We start from the raw sequence: 24,344 nt of genomic DNA on the forward strand, positions 1-24,344 counted from the left end.
CAGCCTAGGGAGGTCGCAGGCAAGCGCCTAGTGGGCATGCTCGCGCGGGCGGCGCTTACCCACTGCTATTTCGACACCTATCTGCGCTGACCGCAGGAACAATCGATGAGGGCACGGCATGGACAGGCGGCTTTGTCATCCGCTATCTCTCAGCCGTTTCGTCCAGGCATATCCTTCAGCGAGGTCCAGAGATGCCGAGCCAGCCTTTGACCACCTATGTCGGCGTTGCGCATCCGTGGATGTGCGACACGATGGGGCATATGAACGTCCGCCACTATGCGGCGATGTTCGATGATGCCAGCTTTCAGCTCCTCGGCCATATTGCCGGGCTCGATATTGAGGGCGAGCCGGGCAGGGGCTGGGCGGACGTGCGCTCGGAAGTGGAATACAAGCACGAGACGAAGGCCGGCACGCTGATCACCATCCGTTCGCGGGTCGTCAAACTCGGGCGCTCGTCAGTGACCTTCGAGCAGGTCATGTCGGGCACGCTGGATGACGTTATTCACGCGGTCAACCGAACGGTGACCGTTCGCTTCGATCTTTCTGCGCGCACGGCCATGGCGCTCGAGCCGGCGGCCCGCGGCCGTGCAGAGGCATTGCTCCAGGCGTAAACTGCCCCGGCGGTTCGTCGTCAGTCCTCATAGATCCGCTCTTCGACCGGGGTTCCGGCGATCAACGCCTGCAAGCCGGCAATCAGGGCCTTTTCGGCGCGGTTCATCGCCTTGTCGGGATTTGTCAGCATGAAGATGTCGATGGCAGGCGGTGCCTCGTAAGGTGGCAGCCGCCATAGCACACCATCTGCCACATCGCGTCGCGCCACGTGCAGCGGAAGAGGGCCGACGCCGAGGCCCGCTATGATCATGCGGCGAACCTCTTCGAGGCTGGAGGAGACACCGACGACATTGGCGTTAAGCTTGGCTTCGCTGCGCAGAAGCGCAACGGGTCGCAGTGCGTCGGCGATATGATCGGTATGAAACGAGACGGACGTTTCGCCCTTGAGGTCGCCGAGTTTCAAACCCTTCGCCCCGAACAGCCGGTGGTGCGGGCCGCAGAAGAAGCCGAAGAACTCGCGAAAGACCAGCAGGTAATCAAGCGCAGGGTCGCGCACGCTGACGAGACAGAGGCCGAAGGACGCCCGTTTCTCCCGCACCTGGCGGGTGACTTCACCGCTTGCGGCCACCGAGATGTTCAGCGTTGCGCGCGGGTAGTTGCGGTGGAATTCCATCAGCGCACGATCGAAGATTGGCGATACCACATGGCTGGCGACGGCGATCGTCACATGCCCGGTCACATCGTCGCTGACCCCGCGCACCAGTTGCGGCAGTTGGGATATGGTCCCGAAGACTTCGACTGCCTGCTCGTAGAGAAGTTGGCCGACTTCGGTCAGGTCGAAGCGTGTCGCGTCGCGCTCGACTAGCCGGCGCCCGACCCGGTCCTCCAGCCGTTTCAACGCGTTGCTGACGCTCGGCTGCTTCAGGTTCAGCCGCTCCGCCGCACGCGTGATGCTTTTCACCTCCGCGATCACCACGAAGGTGCGCAGGAGGTTCCAGTCGAGCTCCCACACGAGCCGTTCAGATCGAGGCGTCACCATTCCTGAAATCTATGCCTTCTATTCCCATTATCTATTTGCGCAATGCTGATGCAAAAGCAATCATGAAATTCGGAAGGCGCCTCTATGCCCGTCCCAAGCGCACGAGAAGGCGCATTCGTCCAGAGGAGCAAGGAACATTTCATGAAGACCATTTTCTCCGGCCTTTTGGCCGCTACCCTGACCATTGCCGCAACTTTCTCCGCCGTGTCGGCACGTGCTGACGACCTCGCATCCGTGAAGTCTGCGGGCGAGCTGAAGATCGCGATGAGCGGGCAATATCCGCCCTTCAACTTCGTCAACGAACAGAACCAGGTCGTCGGCTTCGACGCCTCGATCGGCCAGGCGATCGCCGAACGCGTCGGCGTCAAGGGCACGCTGGTGACGACGGCATGGGACGGCATCATCGCGGGCCTGCTCGCCAACAAATACGATACGGTCGTCGGCTCCATGACCATCACGCCGGAGCGCGAGAAGGTCGTCGATTTCGTCGGCCCGTACTATCATGCCGGCCGCGCCGTCTTCGTCGCCGAGGGCTCCGCCGTTCAGAAGCTCGACGAACTCAAGGGCAAGACACTCGGCGTGACGCTCGGCGAAACGCATGAGAAATGGGCCCGCGAACAGGGCGGTTGGGACGTGCGCACCTATAAGGGCCTGCCCGAGTTGATGATGGAACTGAAGAGCGGTCGCGTCGATGCGATCGTCGTCGACAACATTCCTGTCATGGTTGCCGTCAAGGAAACCGGTGAGAAGGTCCGTCGTCTCGAAACGCCTGACATCGAAGGCGGCAGCGTCGCCATCGGCATTGCCATCCGCAAGAACAATCCGGAGCTGAAGGCTGCAATGCAGAAGGCGCTTGAGGATATGCTGGCAGACGGCTCCTACGAGAAGATCGCAATGGAATGGGTCGGCAGCGACATTCGCTAGTCCCTCGCTTCTAACGTCTCCGGCCGCCCGCTAACGGTCGCGGTCGGAGACCGTCGCTTTCTCCCCCCGGAGTTTTCCAATGGACTTTTCGCTGGTGCAGCGCGTCTTCCCGTTCTTCGTGGAAGCGGCGTGGATCACGATCGAGATATCGGTGCTTTCGCTGGCACTCGGGCTCATCGTCGCCTTTCTCGTGGCGGCGGCCAAGATGTCGCGCTCTCTGCCTTTGCGCGCCTTCGGTTCCGCCTATGTCAGCCTGTTTCGCGGCACGCCGTGCCTGATCCAGCTTTTCGTAATCTATTTCGGTGGGCCGCAGATCGGCATCAACCTTGAACCGTTCGCCGCCGGCGTGATCGGGCTCGGGCTCAACATCGGCGCCTATATGGCTGAAGCCATTCGCGGCGCGATCCTGTCGGTCGACCGCGGCCAGACCGAGGCTGCGCGGTCGATCGGCTTCAGCCGGTTTCAGACGATGCGCAAGGTCGTGTTGCCACAGGCTGCGCGGTTGATGATCCGGCCACTTGGCGTCAATGCCGTGGCTCTGGTGAAAGGGTCGGCGCTGGTATCAACGATATCCGTGGTCGAGCTCACCTACACTGCACAGCGCTATATCGGCTCCACCTACAAGCCGTTCGAGATCTTCGGCGTTGCCGCCGTGCTCTACATGCTCATCGTCTATGTCGTCGCGCGGATCGTCGATCTGCTTGACCGGCGCTACGCCATAGCCTGAGGGAGAAGCGCACATGCAAGGTCTCGATTTCAGCGTCGTTCCGCCCTATGCCGATATTCTCTGGATGGGGGTCTGGTGGACGGCCGTCCTTACCGTCTCGGCGGCCGCGATCAGCTTCATCTTCGGTGTCGGCTTTGCGCTCGTTGTGCTCTACGCGCCAAAAGCAGTGGCATTGCCGGTGCGGGCGTTCATGTGGCTCTTCATGGGTACGCCGCTGCTGCTGCAACTGTTCCTGATCTACTACGGGCTCGGGCAGCTCGGCTTCAAGATTCCGGCACTTGTCGCCGGCATCATTGGTCTCGGCCTGCATTTTGCCGTCTACAACGCCGACATTCTGCGCGCTGGTATCGTCGCGGTCGATGTCGGGCAGACGGAAGGTGCGCGCAGCCTCGGCTTCGGCCGCTTTCAGACCCTGCGCTACTTCATCGTGCCGCAGGCCGTGCGCAACACCATTCCGGCCATGGGCAACAACCTGATCGTGCTTTTGAAGGAGTCCTCGCTGGTGTCGATCATCGGCATTGCAGAGCTGGTCCATGCCGCTCAGCTCGCGATCAGCGAGACCTTCCGGCCGTTCGAGTTCTACATCACGGTCGCAGCACTCTATTACATCCTAAACCTCGTCCTCGAAGCGGGTCTGCGCCGGGTCGAACAGAACGTGGAGGTATCACGATGACCGCCCAGCGACCCATGGTCGAAGTCAAGGGTGCCCGCAAGGCCTATGGCGAACTTCAGGTTCTGAAGGGCATCGACCTGTCGGTGGCCCGCGGTCAGATCGTCGCCATCATCGGCCCAAGCGGCTCCGGCAAGAGCACGCTCCTGCGCTCGATCAATCATCTCGAAACGCTCAACGGCGGTGAGGTCTGGCTCGATGGCGTCCAGGTCAACCAGAACCTACGCGGCCAGGCCTTCGAGCGCCACATCAACGCGGTGCGCCAGCAGATGGGCATGGTGTTTCAGCACTTCAATCTGTTCCCGCACCTGACGGTGATCGAAAACGTCACGATGGGGCCGATCATCCTGAAAGGCATGGCGAAGGCCGCTGCACGCGAGCTCGCCGTCGAGCTTCTGTCCAAGGTCGGGCTGGCGGAAAAGGTCGATGCCTATCCCTCACGGCTTTCCGGCGGCCAGAAGCAACGTGTCGCCATTGCGCGAGCGCTTGCGATGCAGCCGAAGGTCATGCTCTTCGACGAGGCGACCTCGGCGCTCGACCCAGAGCTCGTCGACGAGGTCAATGCAGTGATGAAGCAGCTCGCCGCCGAGCACATGACCATGCTGATTGTCACGCATGAGATGCGCTTTGCCGGTGAGGTCGCCGACCGCGTGTTGTTCATGGATGGCGGCGTTGTTGTCGAACAGGGCGCGCCGAGCGAGATCTTCCGCGAGCCCAGACAGGAGCGCACGCGGGCCTTCCTCAAAAAATATCTTGCGGCGTGATGGATGCGATGAAGACGACCAGCAACCAATTCCCCGATTTCGGGCTGACGCCTGAGCAACGCCGTGAGGCCGTGCTCGGCCACTACTACGAATACCCCGGAATGGATGGCGAGCGTGGCGAAATCTGGTGTTACACCGACGCCTATGCCTACCCGCCGGGCGCGACCGTCCGGCTTCAGGTGAGTTCGACCGCAGCCCTGTTCGAACTGGAGATCGTGCGCGACGGCGCCGTCGAAACGTCGGTCATGAAGCGACGCGGCATCGCCGCTCGCTGGCAGGATACGCCGGATCAATGCTCGGTAATTGGCTGCGGCTGGGAGACGACACTTGAATTCCAGGTAGGCGAGGACTGGTCATCCGGTGCCTATCGCATCACCTTGACAGCCGAAGGTCGCGATGGTGCACCCATTCGCTGTCAGCATCTCTTCATCGTCCGTCCCGAGGCCGGCCGTAAGCCGGGCCGCGTGCTGCAGGTGGCGGCGACGGGTTCCTGGACGTCCTACAATACCTGGGGTGGATCGAACCACTATCAGGGCATTACCGGCCCCAACCGCGACCAGTATGCAACGACGGTCAGCATCGAGCGGCCGTTCTGCCGCGGCTTCGTCCAGCTTCCGACCGATGCGCCGCGGGTGCCGCTGGAAATCTATTCTCCGATGGCAGTGGCCCCGCGCTACCCGCATATGGAATGGGCCTACGCCAACGGCTATTCCAAGAAATACGCCTCTTCCGGTTGGGCGAGCTATGACAGCCATTTCTTCCGCTGGGCCGAGCGTGAAGGTTATGCCGTCGATCTCGCCAGCCAGCACGAGCTGCATTACAACCCGGAAATCCTCGGCGGCTACGATTGCGTCGTCTTCGTCGGCCACGACGAATACTGGACTTGGGAGATGCGCGACGCGGTCGACACCTATGTCGAGCGGGGCGGCCATGCCGCGCGCTTTGCCGGCAACTTCATGTGGCAGACGCGCCTGGAGGACGGCGGCAAGCGGCAGGTGTGCTACAAATATCGCTCGCGCGCCGAGGACCCTGCCTACCGCTCCGCCGATCCGACACGCACGTCCGGTTCCTGGGAGGCGAAGGAGATCGGCCGTCCCGGTGCTTCGACCTTCGGGCTCAACGCCACACGCGGCCTCTATGTCGGCTGGGGCGGTTGCGCCCCGCGCGGCGCCCGCGGCTTTCCGGTCTATCGGGCGGGGCATTGGGGTTTTGCCGGGACCGGTATCTATTATGGCGCCATCCTCGGCGCAGAAGGGCATGCCTTCGGGTATGAGGTCGACGGCCTTGCCTACATCATCCGCGGCGGGCTGCCGGGACCGCCGGAGGGTAGCGGCGCTCCGGATGGCCTCGAAATCCTGGCGCCCGGCATGTCGTCGCTGAAGGAAGAAAGCGCCGACATTCCCGCCGACGACCAATTCCTCTCCGACGCAGACGCCAAGTTCGTCGCAGAAACGCTGATCGGCGATGCCGGCGAGGCGGCAGTCGATCGGATCAAGCGCGGCTGCGGCATGATCGTCAATTTCCCACGCGGCAAGGGCGAGGTGTTCCACGCCGGCAGCTGCGAATGGGTGGCTGCACTGAGGCGCGGCGACGCGATGGTCGAACGCGTCACCGCAAATGTTCTCAACCGTTACCTCAAACGCTGACAGAGACCGGACATGCTCAAGACGACAGCTTCCAACGAACGGCCCGCTTCACACCTGTTCTACCAGTCGCGTCTTCGCCGGCCGCTGGTCGACCGGGCCGAGGGCATCTACCTCTGGGACCAGGATGGCCGCCGGGTGATCGACGGCTCCAGCGGCGCGATGGTGGTCAATATCGGTCACGGCAATCGCAACGTGCTCGAGGCGATGAAGCGACAGATGGATCGCGTCACTTTCGCCTATCGCCTTCACTTCGAAAACGAGCCGGCGGAGGAATTGGCCCGCCGCGCCGCTGAAAAGCTGCCGGAAGGCATGGACAAGATCTTCTTCGTCCCGGGCGGGTGGGAGGCGGTCGAATCCTGCCTGAGGCTCGCCCGCCAATGGGCGGTTGCGACCGGCCAGAAGGAGCGCTGGAAAGTGATCTCGCGTTTTCCCTCCTATCACGGCGGCACGCTTGGCGCGCTGGCGGTCACCGGTTACGCGGCGCTCTCCGATCCGTTCTCTCCGATGATGCGCGAAATGCCGAAAGTGCCGGCGCCGACTGCCTATCTCGATCGCGACAACCTCTCGATGGAACAGCGCGGCATTAAATATGCCGACATGCTGGAAGACAGGATCCAGTCCGAGGGCCCTGAAAGCGTGCTCGCCTTCATCATGGAGCCGATCGGTGGCGCGTCGACCGGTGCCCTGGTCGCCCCCGACAGCTACTACAAGCGCATTCGCGAAATCTGCGACAAATACGGTATCCTGTTGATCCACGACGAAGTCATGAGCGGAGCCGGTCGCACCGGAAAGTTTCTCGGTGGCGACCATTGGGACTGCAAGCCGGACCTGATCGCGCTGTCGAAGGGCTTCGCCTCGGGCTATTGCCCGCTGGGCGCCATGGCCGCGCCGTCGAGGCTGGTCCAGCCGGTGCTCGACGCCGGCGGTTTCCAGCATGGTTTCACCTATGCCGGCAATCCGCTTGCCTGCGCTGCCGGGCTTGCCGTGCTCGACGAGATCGATCGCCTGGGCCTGATCGACAATGCGGCTGTGATGGGCGACGCGCTCAAGGCCGAACTGGTCGCGCTTTCCGAACGCTTCCCGTTCATCGGTGACGTCAGGGGCAAGGGGCTGCTGCTTGCTGCCGAGTTCGTCTCGGACCGCGAGACGATGAGGCCCTTGCCGAAGGAATTAAACGCGCACCAGCGGGTCGTAGACCTCGCATATGAGCGTGGACTGATCATCTATTCCAGGCGTACCCGCGGCGGGGTCGAGGGCGATCATTTCCTGGTCTGCCCGCCGATGATCATCACCAGGGAGCAGATTGGTGAGATCGTCGCCATCCTCGGCGACGTGCTCGAGCAGCTTGCCGTCGAGCTTAACCTACCCGTCAACCGCTGAGATCGACATCATGACGAAAACCAAGACGTCGCGCAGGAAGGTCATCATCACCTGCGCGGTGACGGGCTCGGTGCACACGCCGACCATGTCGCCCCACCTGCCGATCACGCCGGACCAGATCGCCTCGGAAGCGATCGCAGCGGCCGAGGCCGGCGCTTCGATCCTTCATCTGCATGCGCGCAACCCGACTGACGGGCGTCCTTCTGCCGACCCGTCGCTGTTCATGCAGTTTCTGCCGCGCATCAAGCAGTCGACCGACGCGGTCGTGAACATTTCCACCGGCGGGTCGTCGCTGATGGCGCTGGAGGACCGCCTGGCGGCATCGTTGCAAGCCGAGCCGGAAATGTGCTCGCTCAACATGGGCTCGATGAACTTTGCCCTGTTTCCTGCGCTCGACAAGCCGGCCGCCTGGAAACACGAGTGGGAGCCGGAACTGCTCGAGGCGACGCGCAGCTCGATCTTCAAGAATACCTTTGCCGACATGGAGTTCATCCTCACCCGGCTCGGTCAAGGATGCGGTACGCGGTTCGAATTCGAGTGCTACGACGTCGGCCATCTCTATTCGCTGGCACATTTCCGCGACCGCGGCCTGGTTTCCGGCCATCTGTTCATCCAGTTCGTCTTCGGCATTCTGGGCGGCATCGGCGCCGATCCGGAGAACCTGACGCACATGAAGCGGATTGCCGACAAACTCTTCGGTGACGACTATTCGTTCTCGGTGCTGGCCGCCGGCCGGCATCAGATGCCGATGATCACCATGGCGGCGGCCATGGGCGGAAATGTGCGGGTGGGACTGGAAGACAGTCTCTACAATGGCCGCGGTCAACTTGCGACCAGCAACGCCGAACAGGTTCTGCGTATCCGTACGGTTCTGGACGCCTTGTCGCTGGAGGTTGCCACCCCTAAGGAAGCGCGTGATCTTCTTGGCCTCAAAGGCGGAGATCAGGTGGCATTCTGACGCCGACGGCTCGCGCATGGTTCGCCTGCGGCCTTCGGCCGACGGCGGCGAAAGGGAACGACAGTGACGACTATGCAGAGCATGGCTGCGGATATCCGCATTCGCGCAGGTGAACCAAGCGACGCCGACGCCATACATGGCGCGATCCTGGCCATGGGGCGCGGGCTCGATATGCCCGACAAGGTCACCTGCACGGTCGATGACTACCGCCGGTTCGGTTTCGGTCCGGATGCGGCCTTCGGCAGCTTGATTGCCGAGGTGGATGGAGACTTTGCCGGCCTTTGCCTGTTCTTTCCGATCTTCTCGACCTGGCGCGGGCGGCCGGGCGTCTTCGTCCAGGATCTTTATGTCGACGATCGCTTTCGTGGCCGCAACATTGGTGAGCGCTTACTGCGGGAGGTGGCGTCTTGGTCGAGGGCGAGGGGCGGGGATTACCTGCGCCTTTCCGTCGACGTGGAAAATCTGCCGGCCCAGCGGCTTTACGAGCGGCTCGGCATCACCTGGCAAACGCGAGATCGCGAGCATGCCGTCTATGGCGAGGCCTTCGTGGCCCTCGCCGGGGGACTGAAAGTTTGAATTCGCAGGAACGGGAGAGAGCATGAAAGCCTTCTACGCACAGGAACAGAAGCGACACGATCCGAAGGCTTTCCTTTCGAGTGGTGCGCCGCAGCCGAACCCGGAGCAGCCCGAGCGGGTCGAGCGGTTGCTGATCGGCGCTCGCGACGCCGGATGCACCATGCATCGCCCGCGCGATCACGGGCTTGGTCCGATTGCCGCGGTGCATACGCCCGAATATCTCGAGTTCCTCGAGCATATCTACGCCCGCTGGCAACGCATCGCCGAAGCCTCTGAAGAAGTGATCCCGAACATTCACCCGCTGGCGCGCGATGGCAGATATCCGGCTTCCGCGGTGGGGCAGGCCGGATATCACATGGCGGACACCGCATGTCCGATCTCCAGAGAAACTTGGGAGAGCGTGCGCTGGAGCGCCTGGAGCGCGGTCGATGCAGCAGACGCCGTGATGGCTGGCGATCGGGTCGCCTATGCGCTCTGCCGCCCACCCGGACATCATGCCTTTGCCGACGTCGCCGGAGGCTTCTGCTTCCTCAACAATTCCGCCGTCGCTGCGCAGCGCTTTCTGTCGAATGCGGCGCGTGTCGTGATCCTCGACATCGACCTCCATCATGGTAACGGCACGCAGGGCATCTTCTACCAACGCTCCGATGTGCTGACGGTCTCGATCCATGCGGATCCCGTGCGCTTCTACCCCTTCTTCTGGGGGCATGCCGACGAGCGTGGCGAGGGCGCAGGCCTCGGCTATAACCTTAACCTGCCGCTCGAGCGCAAGTCCGGTGACGCGGAATTCCTGGCGGCCCTCGACATCGCCTTCCGCCGGATCCGCGCCTATGCGCCGGACGCTGTAGTCGTGGCACTTGGCCTTGATGCGTTCGAAGGCGATCCCTTCGGCGGTCTTGCGGTGTCGACATCAGGCTTTGCGCGGGTCGGTGAGGCGATCGCGGGCTTGGGCTTGCCGACGGCCATCGTTCAGGAAGGCGGCTATCTCTGTGATGCGCTGTCCGACAATCTGACGTCTTTCCTGACAGGCTTCGGCGCGACCGCCAAGCTCTGAGGCTACCGTTACGTCAACGAACGGAAGTTATGATCTATTGTGTTAGAGACGACGCAGAGATGATTGTTTTTCCTGTAGCTTTCTGAATAGGCGGCGGCATGCGAAAAGTCTCGTCAACGTCGGGCAACAGGCGGCTTGCCTCGTCGATGAAACCGCGGATCAGCGGCAAATGGCGGCGCTCCGCCAGGCAGATCGCGTATTCGTCGATGATTTCTTTTGCATCGTCGATCGGTACGAAGGAAAGCCTGATGTCGTGGCCGAATTCGAGATCGGCAACGACGCCGCAGCCGACGCCATTGGCGATGGCTTCGCGCACACCCTCGCGCGAGGAAATCTCGACGATCTGATGGATCGAGATGGCGTGATCGGCAAGGTTCTTCTCGAAGATCTCGCGGGTGCGCGAGCCGCGCTCGCGCATGACGAAGGAGAGCCCGTCTAGGTCCTTCATGGTGACGCCGTCGCGCGTCGCAAGCGGATGGGATGCCGGCACGCACAGGCCGAGGCGCATGCTCAAAAAATGCACGCCGTGCAGGCGCGGATCGTCGGGGATCTGCGCGGTGATCGCGACATCGGCGCGATAATCGATGATCTGGTCGATCACGCGAGCGGAGTTATCGACGGCAAGGGAAAAGGTCAGCTTCGGCCGGTCGATCTTCAATCGGGAGAGGATCGGTAGCGCCAGGATGGGCCCATCGGCTGCAACGCGCAGATGCCCGCCATTCGAACCGGCCTCGCCGCGCAGGAAGGCGTTGGCCTCCTTTTCCGCCTGAAACAGGCGCGAGGTGATTTCGAAGAGGCGCTCCCCATGGGTGCTGAGGCTGACGCCGCGCGCCTTTCGATCAAGCAGGTTCTGCCCGCATACCGCCTCCAGTTCCCGCACATGCTGGGACAGCGTGGACTGGCTGATCGCCATGTCGCGAGCTGCCTGGGAGAAGCCGCCGGACTGGGCGACGATGTGAAATGCTTTCAGTTGAGTGATCGACATTGCTTCCGGTTCTGCTGCCTGCGGGCTAGATCCACGCCGGCATCATTGTCGGAAAAGCTGACAGGGGCATGACACCCGCATTTAGCACATCGATCGGACGCCCCTAACGGCGGGTGAAACCGATGGCGGCCATCGGAAAACGCTATGGCCGTTTTACGTTTTGTTAAGCAACTGTCATCTGGGCGGTAAGCGTGGCGGCTAACGGTGACGCACGGCCAAGAGCCGATCCCGTTCACTTTTAGAGAGAAAGCCGACATGACTTCCTCCCCCAATTCGATTGCGACGCCGATCCAATCTTCCTCCGATTGGCTCCTGAATATTCCCCGTGTCCAGGCACAGCAGGGCATTCTGGTTTCGCCCGGCGGCACCGGCAATGTTTCATCCTACAGCCTCGTCTACGACGTCTACTTCCCGTCGGCCGGCTCCAGCGGCTGGATCCCGTTCCTGCAGACGGATGTCACCAACACGTCGGACGGCGATATCTTCGGCAAGGTCGGCGGCGAGAGCTTCGGCCTCGGCATCAACGGTGACTATCGCGGCGCCGCCAAGCTCGATGCCTGGAACCGCATCGGGCTTACGATCGACAAGGACGCCAGCGGCGGCGTCTCGATGAAGAAATACATCAACGGCGAGTTCGTTGCCGAACAGAAGATGACCGGCACGCTCGCCGCCCGCTTCACCATCGACAAGGCCAAGGGCTTCCTGATCTTTTCCGACGAGGATGGCGAGACGTCTTCCGGCTACCTCAGCAACTTCCTCTTCATCGAAAAGGTCCTCACGGGGTCGGAGCTGTCGGCCCTCGGCAATGCCAAGCCGGAAGGCATCGTTCCTGATGCGCTGAAGACTGACGCGCTGTCGTCCAACGGCACCGAGTTCCGTTTCGGCGAAGGCTCGACCACGCCGGCATTCGGTGAGGGTAGTCTGAGCGGCAAGGGCACCACCGTTTCGACGACGACCTCGGCAACGGCGGGGATTCCGGCCGTCGGCCAGGATACGACGCCGAACCCCGGCTCCGTCGTCAAGACCTCTGCCATCAAGGACATGATGGTCACGCCGAATGCGGACAATGTGACGATCGACCTGTCGCAGCACTTCTCCGGCGAAAACCTGACCTTCACCGTGCAGAACAGCAAGGGTGAAGTACTGAATGCCGTCCTCACCAACGGCAACAAGCTGGTGTTGGATTTCGCGGCACTCGGCCACTCCGACGTCCGCGTGACGGCAACCGATAGCACCGGACACGCAATCACCGACGATTTCCGCGTCCGCGTCGCCGGTGCGAACGCCTATACGATCGCCGTGTTCCCTGACACGCAGGACTACACGTCCAACGATGGCATCAAGCATTTCTTCGGCGACATGACGCAGTGGCTGGTGGACAATCGCCAGAGCCACAACATCGTCTTCATGACCCATGTCGGCGACATCACCCAGAACAACCGCCCCGGTGAGTGGGACATCGCGGAAGCGGCCCTTCGCAAGCTCGACGGCAAGATCCCCTATGCGCTTCTGCCGGGCAACCATGACCAGGCCAACGGTGGCAATGCTGCCGACCACTCGTCGATCCATCTCGACCAGCGCTTCTCGCCCGATAAACAGACGGCGACCAACCCGGGCACCTTCGGTGGCGCCTACGATCAGGAACTGATGAGCGCCCGCAATACCTACAGCACATTCACGGCCCCTGATGGCACCAAGTGGCTGTCGATCTCGCTCGAGTTCGGCCCGCGCGACGACGTGATCCGTTGGGCAGGCGACGTCATCGAGGCGCATCCCGATTATCGCGTCATGCTCGCCACCCACTCGCTGACAAGCTATGCCGGCCGTCAGGACAATCTGGCTCTTCCGCTCTACGACGAAGGTGCCGGCTACGACTACGGCATGCGCACCGACCAGCGCGGCGCCAACGACGGCGAATATGTTTCGCGCGAGCTGCTCGCTCGCTACCCGAACATCGTCATGACCTTCTCTGGCCATATCTTCGGCGATGGTGCTGAAACCGACATCACCTACAACCAGTACGGAGAGCCGGTTTTTCAGTTCCTGGTCAACTACCAGAATGGTGTGTCGCGCGAGATCACCGGCAACGGCAATGAGGCGAAGGGCAACAATGGCGGCAACGGTGCCATCCGGCTGATCACCATCGACCCTGACAACAACCGCATTTCCACCGAGACCTACTTTACCGGCTTCGACGACTACCTCGACGGCTTCCGCACCAAGCCGGAACTCGATCGTGACGGCCTCACCGGCTTTTATCGCGGTCATCAGGAAGTGTTCGAGAACATCGACGTCAGCGGCGGCAAGGCACGCGCCATGGCGGAAGCCGGCGACGACATCATCGCCGACGCCGCTGCCGGCGCCTCGTCCGCCAATGTCGCACTTTCCGGCGCCAAGTCGCTGCTGCCGGCAGGTGTCAAGAGCTGGGTATGGACCAACGAGAACGGCGACGTGGTGGCTGAAGGCAAGGACGCCAGGGCCGAGCTGGAGCTTGGCAAGCACAAGCTGACGCTGACCACCACCGATTTCAACGGCATCAAGACCAGCGACACGGTCGATGTGATTGTCCGCGGCGATCGCACCCTGCTCGTCGAGACCTTCAACGACGGCAACGCCAAAGGCTGGGCGACCGATATCGGTGCGGCCAACGGCAACACCGGAAACTTCCTGTTGAAGGGAACGGTCTTCTCGCGTCCGACCGGAGCCGCAGGGCTTGCCGCACCGGAGGCTGCGCTCTTCGACCAGAGCGATGCCGCCCGCAACAAGCTGGTCTTCGTCGGCGAGGGCTCGTCCACCTGGACTGACTACGTCTTCGAAGCGTCGCTGACGCAGCTCGACAACGACATGATCGGCGTTCTCTTTTATTACAAGGACGCCAACAATCACTACCGCTTCACGCTCGATGGTGAGACCAACCGTCGCCAGCTGGTCAAGGTGGCCAACGGCGTCGAGACCATACTGGCATCGGTGAACGAAGGTTCGCCCTACAATATGGAAATCCCGCTGACCGTGGCCGTCGCCGGCGGCGCGATCAACGTCTTCCTCGCCGACAAGAATGTCTTTGCCGGACCGGTCACGGACGCCAATGCACCGCTTACCGGCGGCACCGTCGGCCTCTACTCCAGCGGCCAGCGCGCTTCGGTCTTCGACGATATCGTCGTCACCAAGGCCGACACGACGGCAAAGGCCGGTATCGATCAGCGGACCTACGACATCGACGGCGACGGCAAGGCTTCCGTCAAGCTCGACGCCTCAGGCTCGTTCGGGCCGAAGCAACTGGTCGACTACGTCTGGACGGACCTCGCCGGCAACGTCATTGCCAGTGGCAAGACCGCCAACGTCAATCTCGACACCGGCGTCAACAAACTGCTGCTCAAGGTGACGGCTGTGGACGGTTCGGTCTCGACCGACCGCGTCGATATCACCGTCGTCGACCGCACCAAGATCCTCGTTGCCGAAGACTTCTCGTCGCCGCAATCCCTGTCGCGCTTCAATATCGTCGATGAAGGCGAACTTGGGGGCATCGGACCGGACGGCAAGGCATCCGAATGGCTGCTTGCCGACGGAAAGCTGGTGCAGACGACGGGTCTTGCGAGCCGCGAACTGACCTGGAGCGGGGCAACGGCTGCGGATCTGTGGAAGCGCGGCTGGAGCCCGCTCGGCGACGGCGTCAACGTGCTTCGTCTCGGCACTTATGCCCTGTTCAAGGATCCGGCAGCACTTGCCTGGACCGACTATGCGGTTGAGGCGACGATCCAGACGCCTGACAAGGACGGCCTCGGCTTCCTGTTCCGTTACAAGGACAACAAGAACTACTACAAGCTCGAGCTCGATGCCGATGGCATTCTCGACCGTAGCCCAGGCAACGGCGCCGGCAGCATCTTCAACCTCGTGCGCATGAAGAACGGTGTCGAGGAAATTCTTGCACAGGTTCCGGGCAAGTATGAGCCGGGCCAGGCGATGAAGCTGCGCGTCGAAGTCGTCGGCGACAAGATCACCGCCTTCCTCAACGATGAGGCACTCTTTGCCTATCCGGTCGGCGACCGCGGCCTCGATGCCGGTACCTTCGGCCTCTATTCCTGGGGCAATGCCGGGCTGTCCTTCGACGATCTCACGGTTGTCGATCTGAAGTCGGGTCTCGAAGGCGGCCAGGTGATCAACGGCACCAATGCCCGTGACATGCTGGTCGGCGGTGAAGCCGGCGAGACGATCTACGGTCTTGCCGGCAATGACACCCTCATCGGCAACGGCGGCGCTGATCGCCTCGATGGCGGCGACGGCGACGATACGTTGATGGGTGGTGTCGGACGTGACGGGCTTGCTGGCGGCAAGGGCAACGACGTGCTGATGGGCGGCGAGGGTGCCGACATCATTGCCGGCGGTCTCGGCGACGACCTGATCGAAGGTGGCGCCGGCAATGACGTGCTGATCGGCGGCGACGGTTCCGATACCTATGTCTACGGGCGTGGCGAAGGTTCCGACGAAATCGTCGAAACGGCAACGGCTGCCGGGGACAATGACGTTCTCGTCCTGCACGACATCGCCCGCGGTGAAGCGGTCCTGCATAAATACGGCGAAGCTGTCGAGGTCGAATTCGCCAATGGCGAAAAACTGACCCTGAAGGGCCAACTGGCAGGCGGTGGCGTCGAGCTCGTCACTTTCAGCGACGGTACGGTCATGAACCGCGCAGTGATCGCCAATGGTCTCGTCAATCGTGGCCCGGTTGCCGCAGGCGATACGCTTGCCGCGATCGATGAGGATGCGCCGTCCTTCGTCATCCCGTTTGCGAGCCTGCTCGCCAACGACAGCGATGCCGATCTCGATCAGCTGAAAGTGACCGGCGTCACCTCGGTCGTCGGTGGTACTGCCATCGTCGAGGAGGGCGGCATTCGCTTCACACCGGCCGCGAACTTTAATGGTGAAGCCTCCTTCCGCTACCAGATCTCCGACGGCCGTGGCGGCTCGAGCGAAGCTGGCGCCACCTTCGTCGTCAAGCCGGTCAACGATACGCCTGTAGCATCGTCGCTGACGGTCGAAACGAACGAGGACATGTCAGTCAGCGGCACGATCACGGCAACGGATGTTGATGGCGATACGCTGAGCTACGCTGTCAAGACAGGTGCTGGGCCGGCCAATGGCAGCGTCGCGCTCGATGGTAGAACCGGCGCCTGGACCTACGTTCCAAACGCCAATGTCAACGGAACGGACAGCTTCATCGTCGTTGTATCCGACGGCAAGGGTGGCAGCAGCGAGAGCACCGTCAGCGTCACGATCAAGCCGGTCAACGACGCGCCGGTGACTGTCGCTGACGCCGGAGCCGTTGCCGAGAACGAGACCGCCACTTTCGACCTCGTTGCCAACGATGCCGATGTCGAAGGCGACCGGCTGACGCTTGTCGGCTTCGCGGTGACGGCGGTTACCGGTCTGGCGTCGACGAACGCTGAGGCTGCTACAGCCTTCTCGATCGTCGATGGCAAGCTCGTCGCCGATCCGTCTTCCGCCTTCCAGGCGCTCGAAGACGAGCAGAATGCCATGGTCACCGTCACCTACACCGTGCGTGACGCCCAGGGTGGAGAATCGACAGGCACAGCCACGATCAAGGTCGACGGCTACACCGAGTACAACGTCGTCGAAGGCACCGACGGCAACGACACGCTGGTTGCCACCGACCGCAAGGACATGATCGAGGCCGGCAACGGCAACGACACGGTGCTGGCGGGCGACGGTAACGACATGGTCGATGCCGGTGCAGGCAATGACCGGGTTGTGGCCGGTGACGGCAACGATGTGGTCGAAGGCGGTGCTGGCAACGACGTGCTGATGGGCGGCGCTGGCAACGATGCGCTGAGCGGCGGCGCCGGCAATGATCAGCTCAACGGGGGTGCGGGTAACGACACGCTGAACGGCGGCACGGGCAATGACGTGCTGACGGGCGGTGCGGGTGCCGACACCTTCGTCTTTGCGGCCGGCGACGGTCGCGACGTGGTGCTGGACTTCCAGGCAGGCGCCCAGGGCGATGACGTGGTCGTGCTGTCGAAGGACGTATTTGCCGATTACCAGGCGCTGCTGTCCTCCGGCGCCTTCTCCGACGGCGATGCCGGTGCCCAGATCGCGTTCGACGACGGGTCCTCCATCACCTTCAACGGTGTGAAAACGGAAAACTTCGTTATCGACGACTTCCGCTTCGCCTAACCAAAGCGAAGGGGCGCGCCACCCGGTGCGCCCCTTCCTGCGCGGCGTAGGCTTCAGCCACTTCAAGCATGTCATCCCCTTGTGATGCCTGCCTGCTACCGCCGCGATCTCAACGGATCAGGGACCATGCGCGACAGTTCTTCCAATAGAAATTCCAGCCAGTTCAAGGGCGTATTCGCCGGTTGCGCCAGCGCCTTCGTCGGCATCGGCCTGATGAGCGCCGTCGTCAATGTGCTCTACCTCACCGGATCGCTCTTCATGATGGAAGTGTACGATCGGGTGCTTCCGAGCCGGAGCCTACCGACGCTCGTAGCCCTTCTCGGCATCGTTGTCGTGCTCTACGCCTTTCAGGGGCTGTTCGACGCCTTGCGTGGCCGGCTGTTGGTGCGCATAGCCGATCGGCTCGACCAGGCGCTTTCGCCAAGGATCTATGATGCGATCGTCGGTCTGCAGTTGCAGGTGCCGATCAGCGCGCGTTACGCCCAGCCATTGCGCGATCTCGATACCATCCGGGCCTTTCTGTCCGGCAGCGGGCCGACGGCACTTTTCGATCTGCCCTGGCTGCCTTTCTATATCGCCATCTGCTTCGCGTTTCATTTCTGGCTGGGTGTTACGGCGCTGGCGGGTGCCGCCTTTTCGCCGCGATCACCCTGCTGTCGGGACTCGTTTTCCAGCGGCCGGGCGAAGAAGCTGCCCGCCATTCATCGAAACGCAACCGCATGGCCGAGAGCGGCCGTCGCAATGCCGACGTGATCTCGGTTATGGGGATGGGCCCGCATCTAAGGCGCCGCTGGCAGGAGGAGAACCGGGCGTTTACGCATGAGCAGCGCCGTGCGAGCGATGTTTCCTCAGGGTTCGGCGTGATGAGCAAGGTGCTGCGCATGATGCTCCAGTCGGGCATCCTTGCGGTCGGCGCCTGGCTCGTCATCAATGAGCAGGCGACACCCGGCATCATCATCGCCGGTTCAATCCTTTCGGCTCGGGCGCTGGCGCCGGTCGATCTGGCGATCGCCAACTGGAAAGGCTTCATCGGGGCCCGCCAAAGCCGCCGACGCCTGCAGAAGACGTTGGCGTTGCTCCCAGATGCACCTGGTCGCATGGATCTGCCGGCACCGAGCCGCGCGCTTTCCGTCGACCGTGTCAGCGCTCTTCCGCCGGAAACGACTGACGCCGTGTTGCAGGATGTCACCTTCACACTGGAGGCTGGTACCGGGCTTGGCGTCATCGGTGCGAGCGGCTCTGGCAAAAGTTCGCTTGCGCGTCTGCTTGTCGGCATCTGGCACCCGGCGCGGGGCGCGATCCGGCTCGATGGCGCCACGCCGGACCAATGGCCGGCCGCAGCCCTTGCCCGCCATATCGGCTACATGCCGCAATCGATCGAACTGCTTGACGGCACCGTTGCCGAAAACATCGCCTCGTTCGATCCCGACGCTGAAGCCGACGACATCATCGCGGCTGCACGCGCAGCAAGAGTACACGATCTCATCGTCAGCCTGCCGGAAGGCTATTCAACAGAAGTCGGGGAAAATGGCCGTCCGCTTTCCGCCGGCCAGAAACAACGCATCGCACTGGCTCGGGCGCTTTACGGGACCCCCTTCGTCGTCATTCTCGACGAGCCGAATTCGAACCTCGATTCCGAAGGCGAGGAGGCTCTGACTTCGGCGATCCTCGGGATCCGTGAGCGTGGCGGCATCGTCATCGTCATTGCCCACCGGCCCAGCGCTCTGCTTGCGGTCGACAAGGTGCTGATGCTTGCGGCAGGCCGCCAACAGGCTTTCGGCCCGAAAGACGAGGTTCTCTCAAAGGTACTGAGGCAAACATCCGCCAATCCGGGTGCGCTCAAGGTGGTGCAGACCGCAGAAGCAGCAAAGGCATGAACATGGACGATTGGCAGACACTCAGACGTTCTATCCGTACCCACCTGATCGTGGGCGCGCTCGGGTTTGCCACGCTGGTCGGGATCTTCGGCGGTTGGGCGATCGGCACGGAGATCGTTGGAGCGGTGATCGCTCAAGGATCAGTGGTTGTCGAAAGCAGCCTGAAGAAAGTGCAACACCCGGTGGGCGGCGTCGTCAGCGAACTGATGGTGCGTGACGGCGATCATGTGAAGGCCGGGGATATCGTCATGCGCATCGACGCGACGATGACGAAGGCCAATCTGGCGATCATTCTCAAGAGCCTGGATCAGTTCGCAGGCCGCAAGGCGCGGCTGGAGAGCGAGCGCGACCGTACAGAGCGTGTCGTTTTCCCCGAGACATTGCTGTCGCGCGCTGGAGATCCGGAGGTCACAGCAATGATGCATGCCGAGCAGCGTCTCTATGAAAGCCGCAGGGATGTGCGCGAGAGCAAGAAGCGCCAACTCGAGCGGCGGGTGCAACAGCTGAACGACGAGATCCGCGGGATGGAGGCCGAGCGCACCGCTAGCAGCCGTGAGCGGTTGCTGATCAACGAAGAGCTTGGTCGCTACACCTTCCTGCATGACAAGGGGCTGATGGAAAAGAGCCGTCTCAGCACGCTCGAGCGCCAGGCGACCGATATCGACGGCGAGATGGGCAGGCTGCTTGCCGGCGTCGCCGGCGTCAACGAAAAGATCGCCGAGACATCGCTGCAGATCATCCAGGTCGATGAACAATGGGCTGAAGAAGTTGGAACCGATCTGCGGGAAATGGATGCCCGGATCGGCGAGTATGTCGAGCGCAAGGTGGCCGCCGAAGATCAGCTGAAGCGTGTCGATATCGTTGCGCCGCAGAACGGCATCGTCCACCAGCTCGCCGTCCACACGGTCGGCGGCGTGGTTGCACCGGGTGAGCCGATCATGATGATCGTGCCTGATATCGACAAGCTCGTCGTGGAGGCCAAGGTCGCGCCTCAGGATATCGACCAGATCTATTCCGGGCAGAGGGCGATCCTGCGCTTCTCCGCCTTCAGCCAGAAGACGACGCCGGAAATTTCAGGCGCGGTCGAACGGGTGTCAGCCGATGTGTCCGTCGACCAGCGAACTGGTGCGAGCTACTCCGTCGCGCGCATCGCGATCGCGCCCGAAGAGATCCAAAGGCTTGGCAATGTCTCCCTGATGCCCGGCATGCCGGTCGAAACGTTCATTACCACGGGCGAGCGCAGTGTTGCGTCCTATTTCATCAAGCCGCTGATGGATCAGGTCAGTCGAGCTTTTCGCGAAAGCTGAGCCAGCTTGCGGTTAGGGGCTCCGCGGGCATTTCTGCAATAATGCCCGCTAAGGGAATTTGAAGTTGTTTGATTTGAAGCGGTTAGCCAGGATCGGCCTGAAGCGTTCGAGGGGGCGGTCAATTTCGTTCCAAAGGTAATCGCCGGTGAGTGCGATGTGGGCCCACGGAAGTCGTGCGACCTGGGACAGAAGCTCGTCGGACATGACGATGCCTGAGCGTGACGATCCTGTCGCGGTCAGGCCAACTTTCCCCATCAGATGCAATATCAGCATTTTCTAAAATTACGGAGGAACGCAAATATCTTTGCGCGGCGACGGAACGTTGGTTGGGGCTGCTGGCCGGGTACGGAGGACTTTGTTCTCATCCTCTATTTCCTGTTTCGCGGCGGCCAGGACTTCCGCAAGATAGGCGCTCTGAGTTGTAACGACCTTTGAGCCTATATGGGCGGTGTGAAGCGCCGTGTTTTCCACCGTTCTAAAGGGGGTACGCTTCACAGACTGACCGGCTTCAAGCTTCGCCCAGTATCCTCTCGGGGGAACGGGCACGAGGTGTCGCTCGCAAATTTTGGCCAATCCGCGATCGGAGAGGCCATAGATTTCCGCCGGCTTTTGCATCGGCGTCGACCAGACAAGGTCGTGCAGTTCTTCGCGGGTAAGAATCCGCTTCGGCTGTTTCATGCAGGGCTAGGCTCCAGATCGTCGATGACGCCGAAAAGCTGCTAGCGACGCGCTGAAGAGTCAATCGGATGTTCGTACGGCCAGTTGCGTCAAAACGGCATCGAAGCGATGGTCCAGTGCAACCGGTTCGTCGTTGCTTGGGTCAACATCGCTGGGTGCTCAGAGAGCATGAGATGCCATTCCAGGTTTAGCTTTGACAAGGTCACCAATTTAAAGTTCAATAACGCCCCTGAACCATCGGGACACAATCACCTTCGGCGCTGGAAACGCGATGGAGGCCAACAAGGCTATCCACATCATCAATCCGCTCAATCCGCAATCATACAACACGAGGATCTACGCAGACGGCCGGCGAACGGCGCGGGTGATGAGCACGTATACCGGCACGGCTATCGGACCAGTGAAGTCATCTGGCGGCGCCACTGCAGACAAAAGTCCAAAGCCCTATGAAGGTAATTGCGAATTCGACGACGACATTGCGGCAGACGGTTCCAGGTGCGGCCCACGGTCAGCAGAATCGCGTGCCGGTGGGCATGAGCCGAATGGCGGGTAATCATGGGAAAGTGGATAGCTCTGTCGTGAGTTTCAAAAGCGAGAAGCAGCGGAGAGCGCGGACTGCGAGGCGATCTTGGTCGCCGTGGCTGGTCGCTCTGCCTGTCGCAGCCATTCCGCTTGGCATCGCCTATGGCTGGGCCACCATGCCGCCGAATGACGATATCGAGGCTTCGTTCCCGATATGCGGGATCTCCGCTCGGATCACGTGCGTTGTCGACGGTGACACCTTTTGGCTAGATGGCGTGAAGTACCGTATCGCGGACATTGACACGCCTGAGATCAGCGAGCCGCGTTGCGCAGAGGAGAAGGCACTGGGCGAGCAGGCCAAGATCCGCCTGCAATCGCTTCTGAACGCCGGCCCATTTGGTTTTAAGGCGGGTTTCCGCGACGAGGATAAATACGGACGAAAGCTCCGCGACGTCTACCGCAGCGGCCAATCGCTCGGCGCCCAACTTGTCGATGAGGGATTGGCGCACCGCTGGCTCGGCTTCAAGCAGTCGTGGTGCGGCTAGTGTCGTTGTCGGCCATGATTTTCTTCGGCTTTTCGACGTATTGCCGGATCGCCCGCACCAATGCGATTTGCCACGTTCCGAGGTCGATGAGATCGGCGGCATCAAGTCGGTGATAGAGACCAGAACGGACCCCCGCTACCAAGGCTACGATTTCGTACGCTGACCTGCGATTTTCGTCCGTTGTAAGGGGCGGCGATTGGGGCCGGTTCGAAGTGGCTGACCGTGATCGTCACGCCCGATAACCAGCGGCCTCGATGAGCTTTGACGCACTGCACTGCACTCTATTCTTTTCATCCCAGTCGGCATGAAACTCGTTGCGGTGGGCCCGGTGCCTGAATGACGCGCAGTACGACAACAGACCCTACCTCGACAAGTGATGAGCGCCGAGGCGTTGGGATGCGGGCAAGCCGAGCGCGATCGGTCTACCTGACCGGGCAGTGGCGATCACCGCCGTAGAGACACACATTAGGCTCTACAGGAGATCACCCATGACTGAACCTAGTTTCCTCGCTCAATTATCTTCCACGATCGTCGAGACCGCCGCTACGGTGGCGGAGAGCATTGTGGAAATTGCCTCAACCCGTTCGCTCGCCACCGGATTCGTCTGGCGCGAAGGGCTCATCATCACCGCAGATGAAGCTCTTTCCGACGAAGGGCAGATACTCATCGAATTCTCGGATGGCACGCAGCACCCGGCCAGCCTGGTGGGGCGCGATCCGTCGACTGACATCGCGCTGCTTCGCGTCGAGGGAGCCGACGCGCCGTCGGCTGTGCTCGACCAAGAGGTGCCTCGACCTGGCGCACTCGTCGTGGTCGCCGCGGCGGCCGAGAGCGCGCCACTTGTTTCATTCGGCAGCGCGATCGCGGTTGGTCCTGCGTGGCGATCGATGCGCGGCGGCAAAATCGATGCACGCATCGAGCTCGACGTGAGATTGCGACGTCGCGCGGAGGGGGGCTTGGCGATCAGCGCGGAGGGCAATGTCTTTGGAATGGCCGTGCGCGGGCCCCGGGGCCGAACCCTCGTCATCCCCTCTGCGACCGTTGAAGGCGCGGCCGCTCTTCTCCTGGCGCATGGCGAAGTCCCGCGTGGCTATCTCGGCCTCGGGCTCCATCAGGTCGCCTTCACCGGTGGCGGCCACGGGGCGATGGTCATGAGTGTTGACCCCGATGGACCCGGCGCTATTGGTGGGGTCCTGCAAGGAGACATCATCGTCCACTGGAACGGTGAGGCCGTTCCTTCGGTCAATGCGCTCGTGCGGACCCTCGATCATCAGTCGATTGGCAGATCGGTCTCCTTGGGGATCAGGCGTGCGGGCGCTGATGTCGAGGCGGCGGTCACTATCGCGACCCGACCCCGCCGATGAGTGACACGGGCCCTGTTACGATCGCGGTGCGCATCGATGATCCGGCGCTTGCGAAGCGGTTGAGCGAATTGCTGACATCAGTCGATTGGGTGCGTCTGGCCCCGGAAGGGGAGGTGTCCGAGCTGGTCCTCTCCACGGTGCGGGCCACCACGGAGGGGGCGGGCCTGACTTCCCGCGAACGCGAAGTCGTGGCGCTTCTCGCAGAAGGCCTTTCGAATAAAGAGATTGCTCGCAAACTCGGCATCTCTGTCGATACAGCGAAATTTCATGTCGGCCGCGTCATCGACAAGCTTGATGCCACCGGCCGCACCGATGCGGTCGCCCACGCCGCGCGGCGCGGCGTGATCCATCTGTGAAAGCGCTTTTATTATGCTCGATACACCCCCAACCGACAGTCATTCTGATGACGATTCATCCGCTGACCATCCCATAGACGCCTATTCGCGCGCTGTTGTGCATGTCGCGCAAGCCGTAGGATGTCGAAATCGACGCGGCGCGGGAGGTAGTGGTTCGGGATTCATTGCTCATGACGGGCTCCTGCTTACGAGCGCTCACGTGGTCGCCGGCGCTAGAGAACTGAAACT

Annotated in this window: 18 protein-coding genes and 1 pseudogene; 16 read left to right on the top strand and 3 right to left on the bottom strand. The window is 62.0% G+C overall.

From position 1 onward, the window contains the following. Positions 1-191: 191 nt before the first annotated feature. Entirely contained in the window at positions 192-611 is a 420-nt protein-coding gene (locus AC244_RS27760) for an acyl-CoA thioesterase (protein ID WP_053252049.1), read from the top strand. Positions 612-631: 20 nt separating this feature from the next. Here the strand turns inward: AC244_RS27760 and AC244_RS27765 are convergent, their stop codons facing one another. Beyond that, complete coding sequence (locus AC244_RS27765; protein WP_053252050.1) at positions 632-1,591, bottom strand: LysR family transcriptional regulator; 960 nt, start codon at positions 1,589-1,591, stop codon at positions 632-634. Positions 1,592-1,732: 141 nt separating this feature from the next. Here AC244_RS27765 and AC244_RS27770 point away from each other — a divergent pair, with 141 nt between their 5' ends. The 9 genes from AC244_RS27770 to AC244_RS27810 all read left to right on the top strand — a co-directional run bounded on the left by AC244_RS27770 (position 1,733) and on the right by AC244_RS27810 (position 10,290). Continuing rightward, positions 1,733-2,515, top strand: coding sequence for an ABC transporter substrate-binding protein (locus AC244_RS27770; RefSeq protein ID WP_053252051.1), 783 nt, complete (start codon positions 1,733-1,735; stop codon positions 2,513-2,515). Positions 2,516-2,594: 79 nt separating this feature from the next. Next, the gene (locus tag AC244_RS27775; protein WP_053252052.1) at positions 2,595-3,242 is read left to right on the top strand and encodes an amino acid ABC transporter permease; all 648 of its coding nucleotides are present in this window, start codon (positions 2,595-2,597) and stop codon (positions 3,240-3,242) included. 13 nt (positions 3,243-3,255) lie between these two features. Further along, on the top strand, positions 3,256-3,915 hold the full coding sequence (locus AC244_RS27780; RefSeq protein ID WP_053252053.1) for an amino acid ABC transporter permease: 660 nt from the start codon (positions 3,256-3,258) through the stop codon (positions 3,913-3,915). Next, a complete protein-coding gene (locus tag AC244_RS27785) occupies positions 3,912-4,676 on the top strand; it encodes an amino acid ABC transporter ATP-binding protein (protein WP_053252054.1) in 765 nt (254 codons plus the stop codon). The genes AC244_RS27780 and AC244_RS27785 overlap by 4 nt, the downstream gene beginning before the upstream one ends. A gap of 8 nt (positions 4,677-4,684) precedes the next feature. After that, the gene (locus tag AC244_RS27790; protein ID WP_053252083.1) at positions 4,685-6,322 is read left to right on the top strand and encodes a N,N-dimethylformamidase beta subunit family domain-containing protein; all 1,638 of its coding nucleotides are present in this window, start codon (positions 4,685-4,687) and stop codon (positions 6,320-6,322) included. 12 nt (positions 6,323-6,334) lie between these two features. Next, entirely contained in the window at positions 6,335-7,702 is a 1,368-nt protein-coding gene (locus tag AC244_RS27795) for an aspartate aminotransferase family protein (RefSeq protein ID WP_053252055.1), read from the top strand. A gap of 10 nt (positions 7,703-7,712) precedes the next feature. Further along, a complete protein-coding gene (locus tag AC244_RS27800) occupies positions 7,713-8,660 on the top strand; it encodes a 3-keto-5-aminohexanoate cleavage protein (protein ID WP_053252056.1) in 948 nt (315 codons plus the stop codon). 72 nt (positions 8,661-8,732) lie between these two features. Then, complete coding sequence (locus AC244_RS27805; protein WP_053252057.1) at positions 8,733-9,236, top strand: GNAT family N-acetyltransferase; 504 nt, start codon at positions 8,733-8,735, stop codon at positions 9,234-9,236. Between the two features lie 22 nt (positions 9,237-9,258). After that, entirely contained in the window at positions 9,259-10,290 is a 1,032-nt protein-coding gene (locus AC244_RS27810; RefSeq protein WP_053252058.1) for a histone deacetylase family protein, read from the top strand. 34 nt (positions 10,291-10,324) lie between these two features. Here the strand turns inward: AC244_RS27810 and AC244_RS27815 are convergent, their stop codons facing one another. Next, a complete protein-coding gene (locus AC244_RS27815) occupies positions 10,325-11,275 on the bottom strand; it encodes a LysR substrate-binding domain-containing protein (protein WP_082367205.1) in 951 nt (316 codons plus the stop codon). A gap of 255 nt (positions 11,276-11,530) precedes the next feature. Here AC244_RS27815 and AC244_RS27820 point away from each other — a divergent pair, with 255 nt between their 5' ends. The 3 genes and pseudogenes from AC244_RS27820 (at position 11,531) to AC244_RS27830 (ending at position 20,651) form a co-directional block, all read left to right on the top strand. Then, on the top strand, positions 11,531-17,467 hold the full coding sequence (locus tag AC244_RS27820) for an Ig-like domain-containing protein (RefSeq protein ID WP_053252059.1): 5,937 nt from the start codon (positions 11,531-11,533) through the stop codon (positions 17,465-17,467). Positions 17,468-17,593: 126 nt separating this feature from the next. Further along, a pseudogene (locus AC244_RS27825) lies at positions 17,594-19,344 on the top strand (type I secretion system permease/ATPase). A 2-nt stretch (positions 19,345-19,346) separates the two neighbouring features. Continuing rightward, positions 19,347-20,651 (top strand): HlyD family type I secretion periplasmic adaptor subunit, encoded by a 1,305-nt coding sequence (locus AC244_RS27830; RefSeq protein ID WP_053252084.1) that lies wholly within the window; start codon positions 19,347-19,349, stop codon positions 20,649-20,651. 282 nt (positions 20,652-20,933) lie between these two features. On the opposite strand, the gene AC244_RS27840 is transcribed toward AC244_RS27830, so the two are convergent. Next, on the bottom strand, positions 20,934-21,329 hold the full coding sequence (locus AC244_RS27840; RefSeq protein WP_053252061.1) for a hypothetical protein: 396 nt from the start codon (positions 21,327-21,329) through the stop codon (positions 20,934-20,936). A gap of 446 nt (positions 21,330-21,775) precedes the next feature. Here AC244_RS27840 and AC244_RS38930 point away from each other — a divergent pair, with 446 nt between their 5' ends. The 3 genes from AC244_RS38930 to AC244_RS27860 all read left to right on the top strand — a co-directional run bounded on the left by AC244_RS38930 (position 21,776) and on the right by AC244_RS27860 (position 24,116). Beyond that, positions 21,776-22,396, top strand: a complete 621-nt coding sequence (locus tag AC244_RS38930) for a thermonuclease family protein (RefSeq protein WP_414735956.1) — start codon at positions 21,776-21,778, stop codon at positions 22,394-22,396. Between the two features lie 488 nt (positions 22,397-22,884). After that, positions 22,885-23,760: a S1C family serine protease gene (locus tag AC244_RS27855; protein WP_053252063.1), complete on the top strand. Its 876-nt coding sequence runs from the start codon at positions 22,885-22,887 to the stop codon at positions 23,758-23,760. Continuing rightward, positions 23,757-24,116 carry a helix-turn-helix transcriptional regulator gene (locus AC244_RS27860; RefSeq protein ID WP_053252064.1) on the top strand — a complete coding sequence of 120 codons (360 nt, stop codon included), beginning with the start codon at positions 23,757-23,759 and terminating at the stop codon, positions 24,114-24,116. The genes AC244_RS27855 and AC244_RS27860 overlap by 4 nt, the downstream gene beginning before the upstream one ends. Positions 24,117-24,344 lie beyond the last annotated feature (228 nt).

The sequence above is a fragment of the Ensifer adhaerens genome (genome assembly GCF_001270265.1).
In the GTDB taxonomy this organism is placed as follows: domain Bacteria; phylum Pseudomonadota; class Alphaproteobacteria; order Rhizobiales; family Rhizobiaceae; genus Ensifer; species Ensifer adhaerens_B.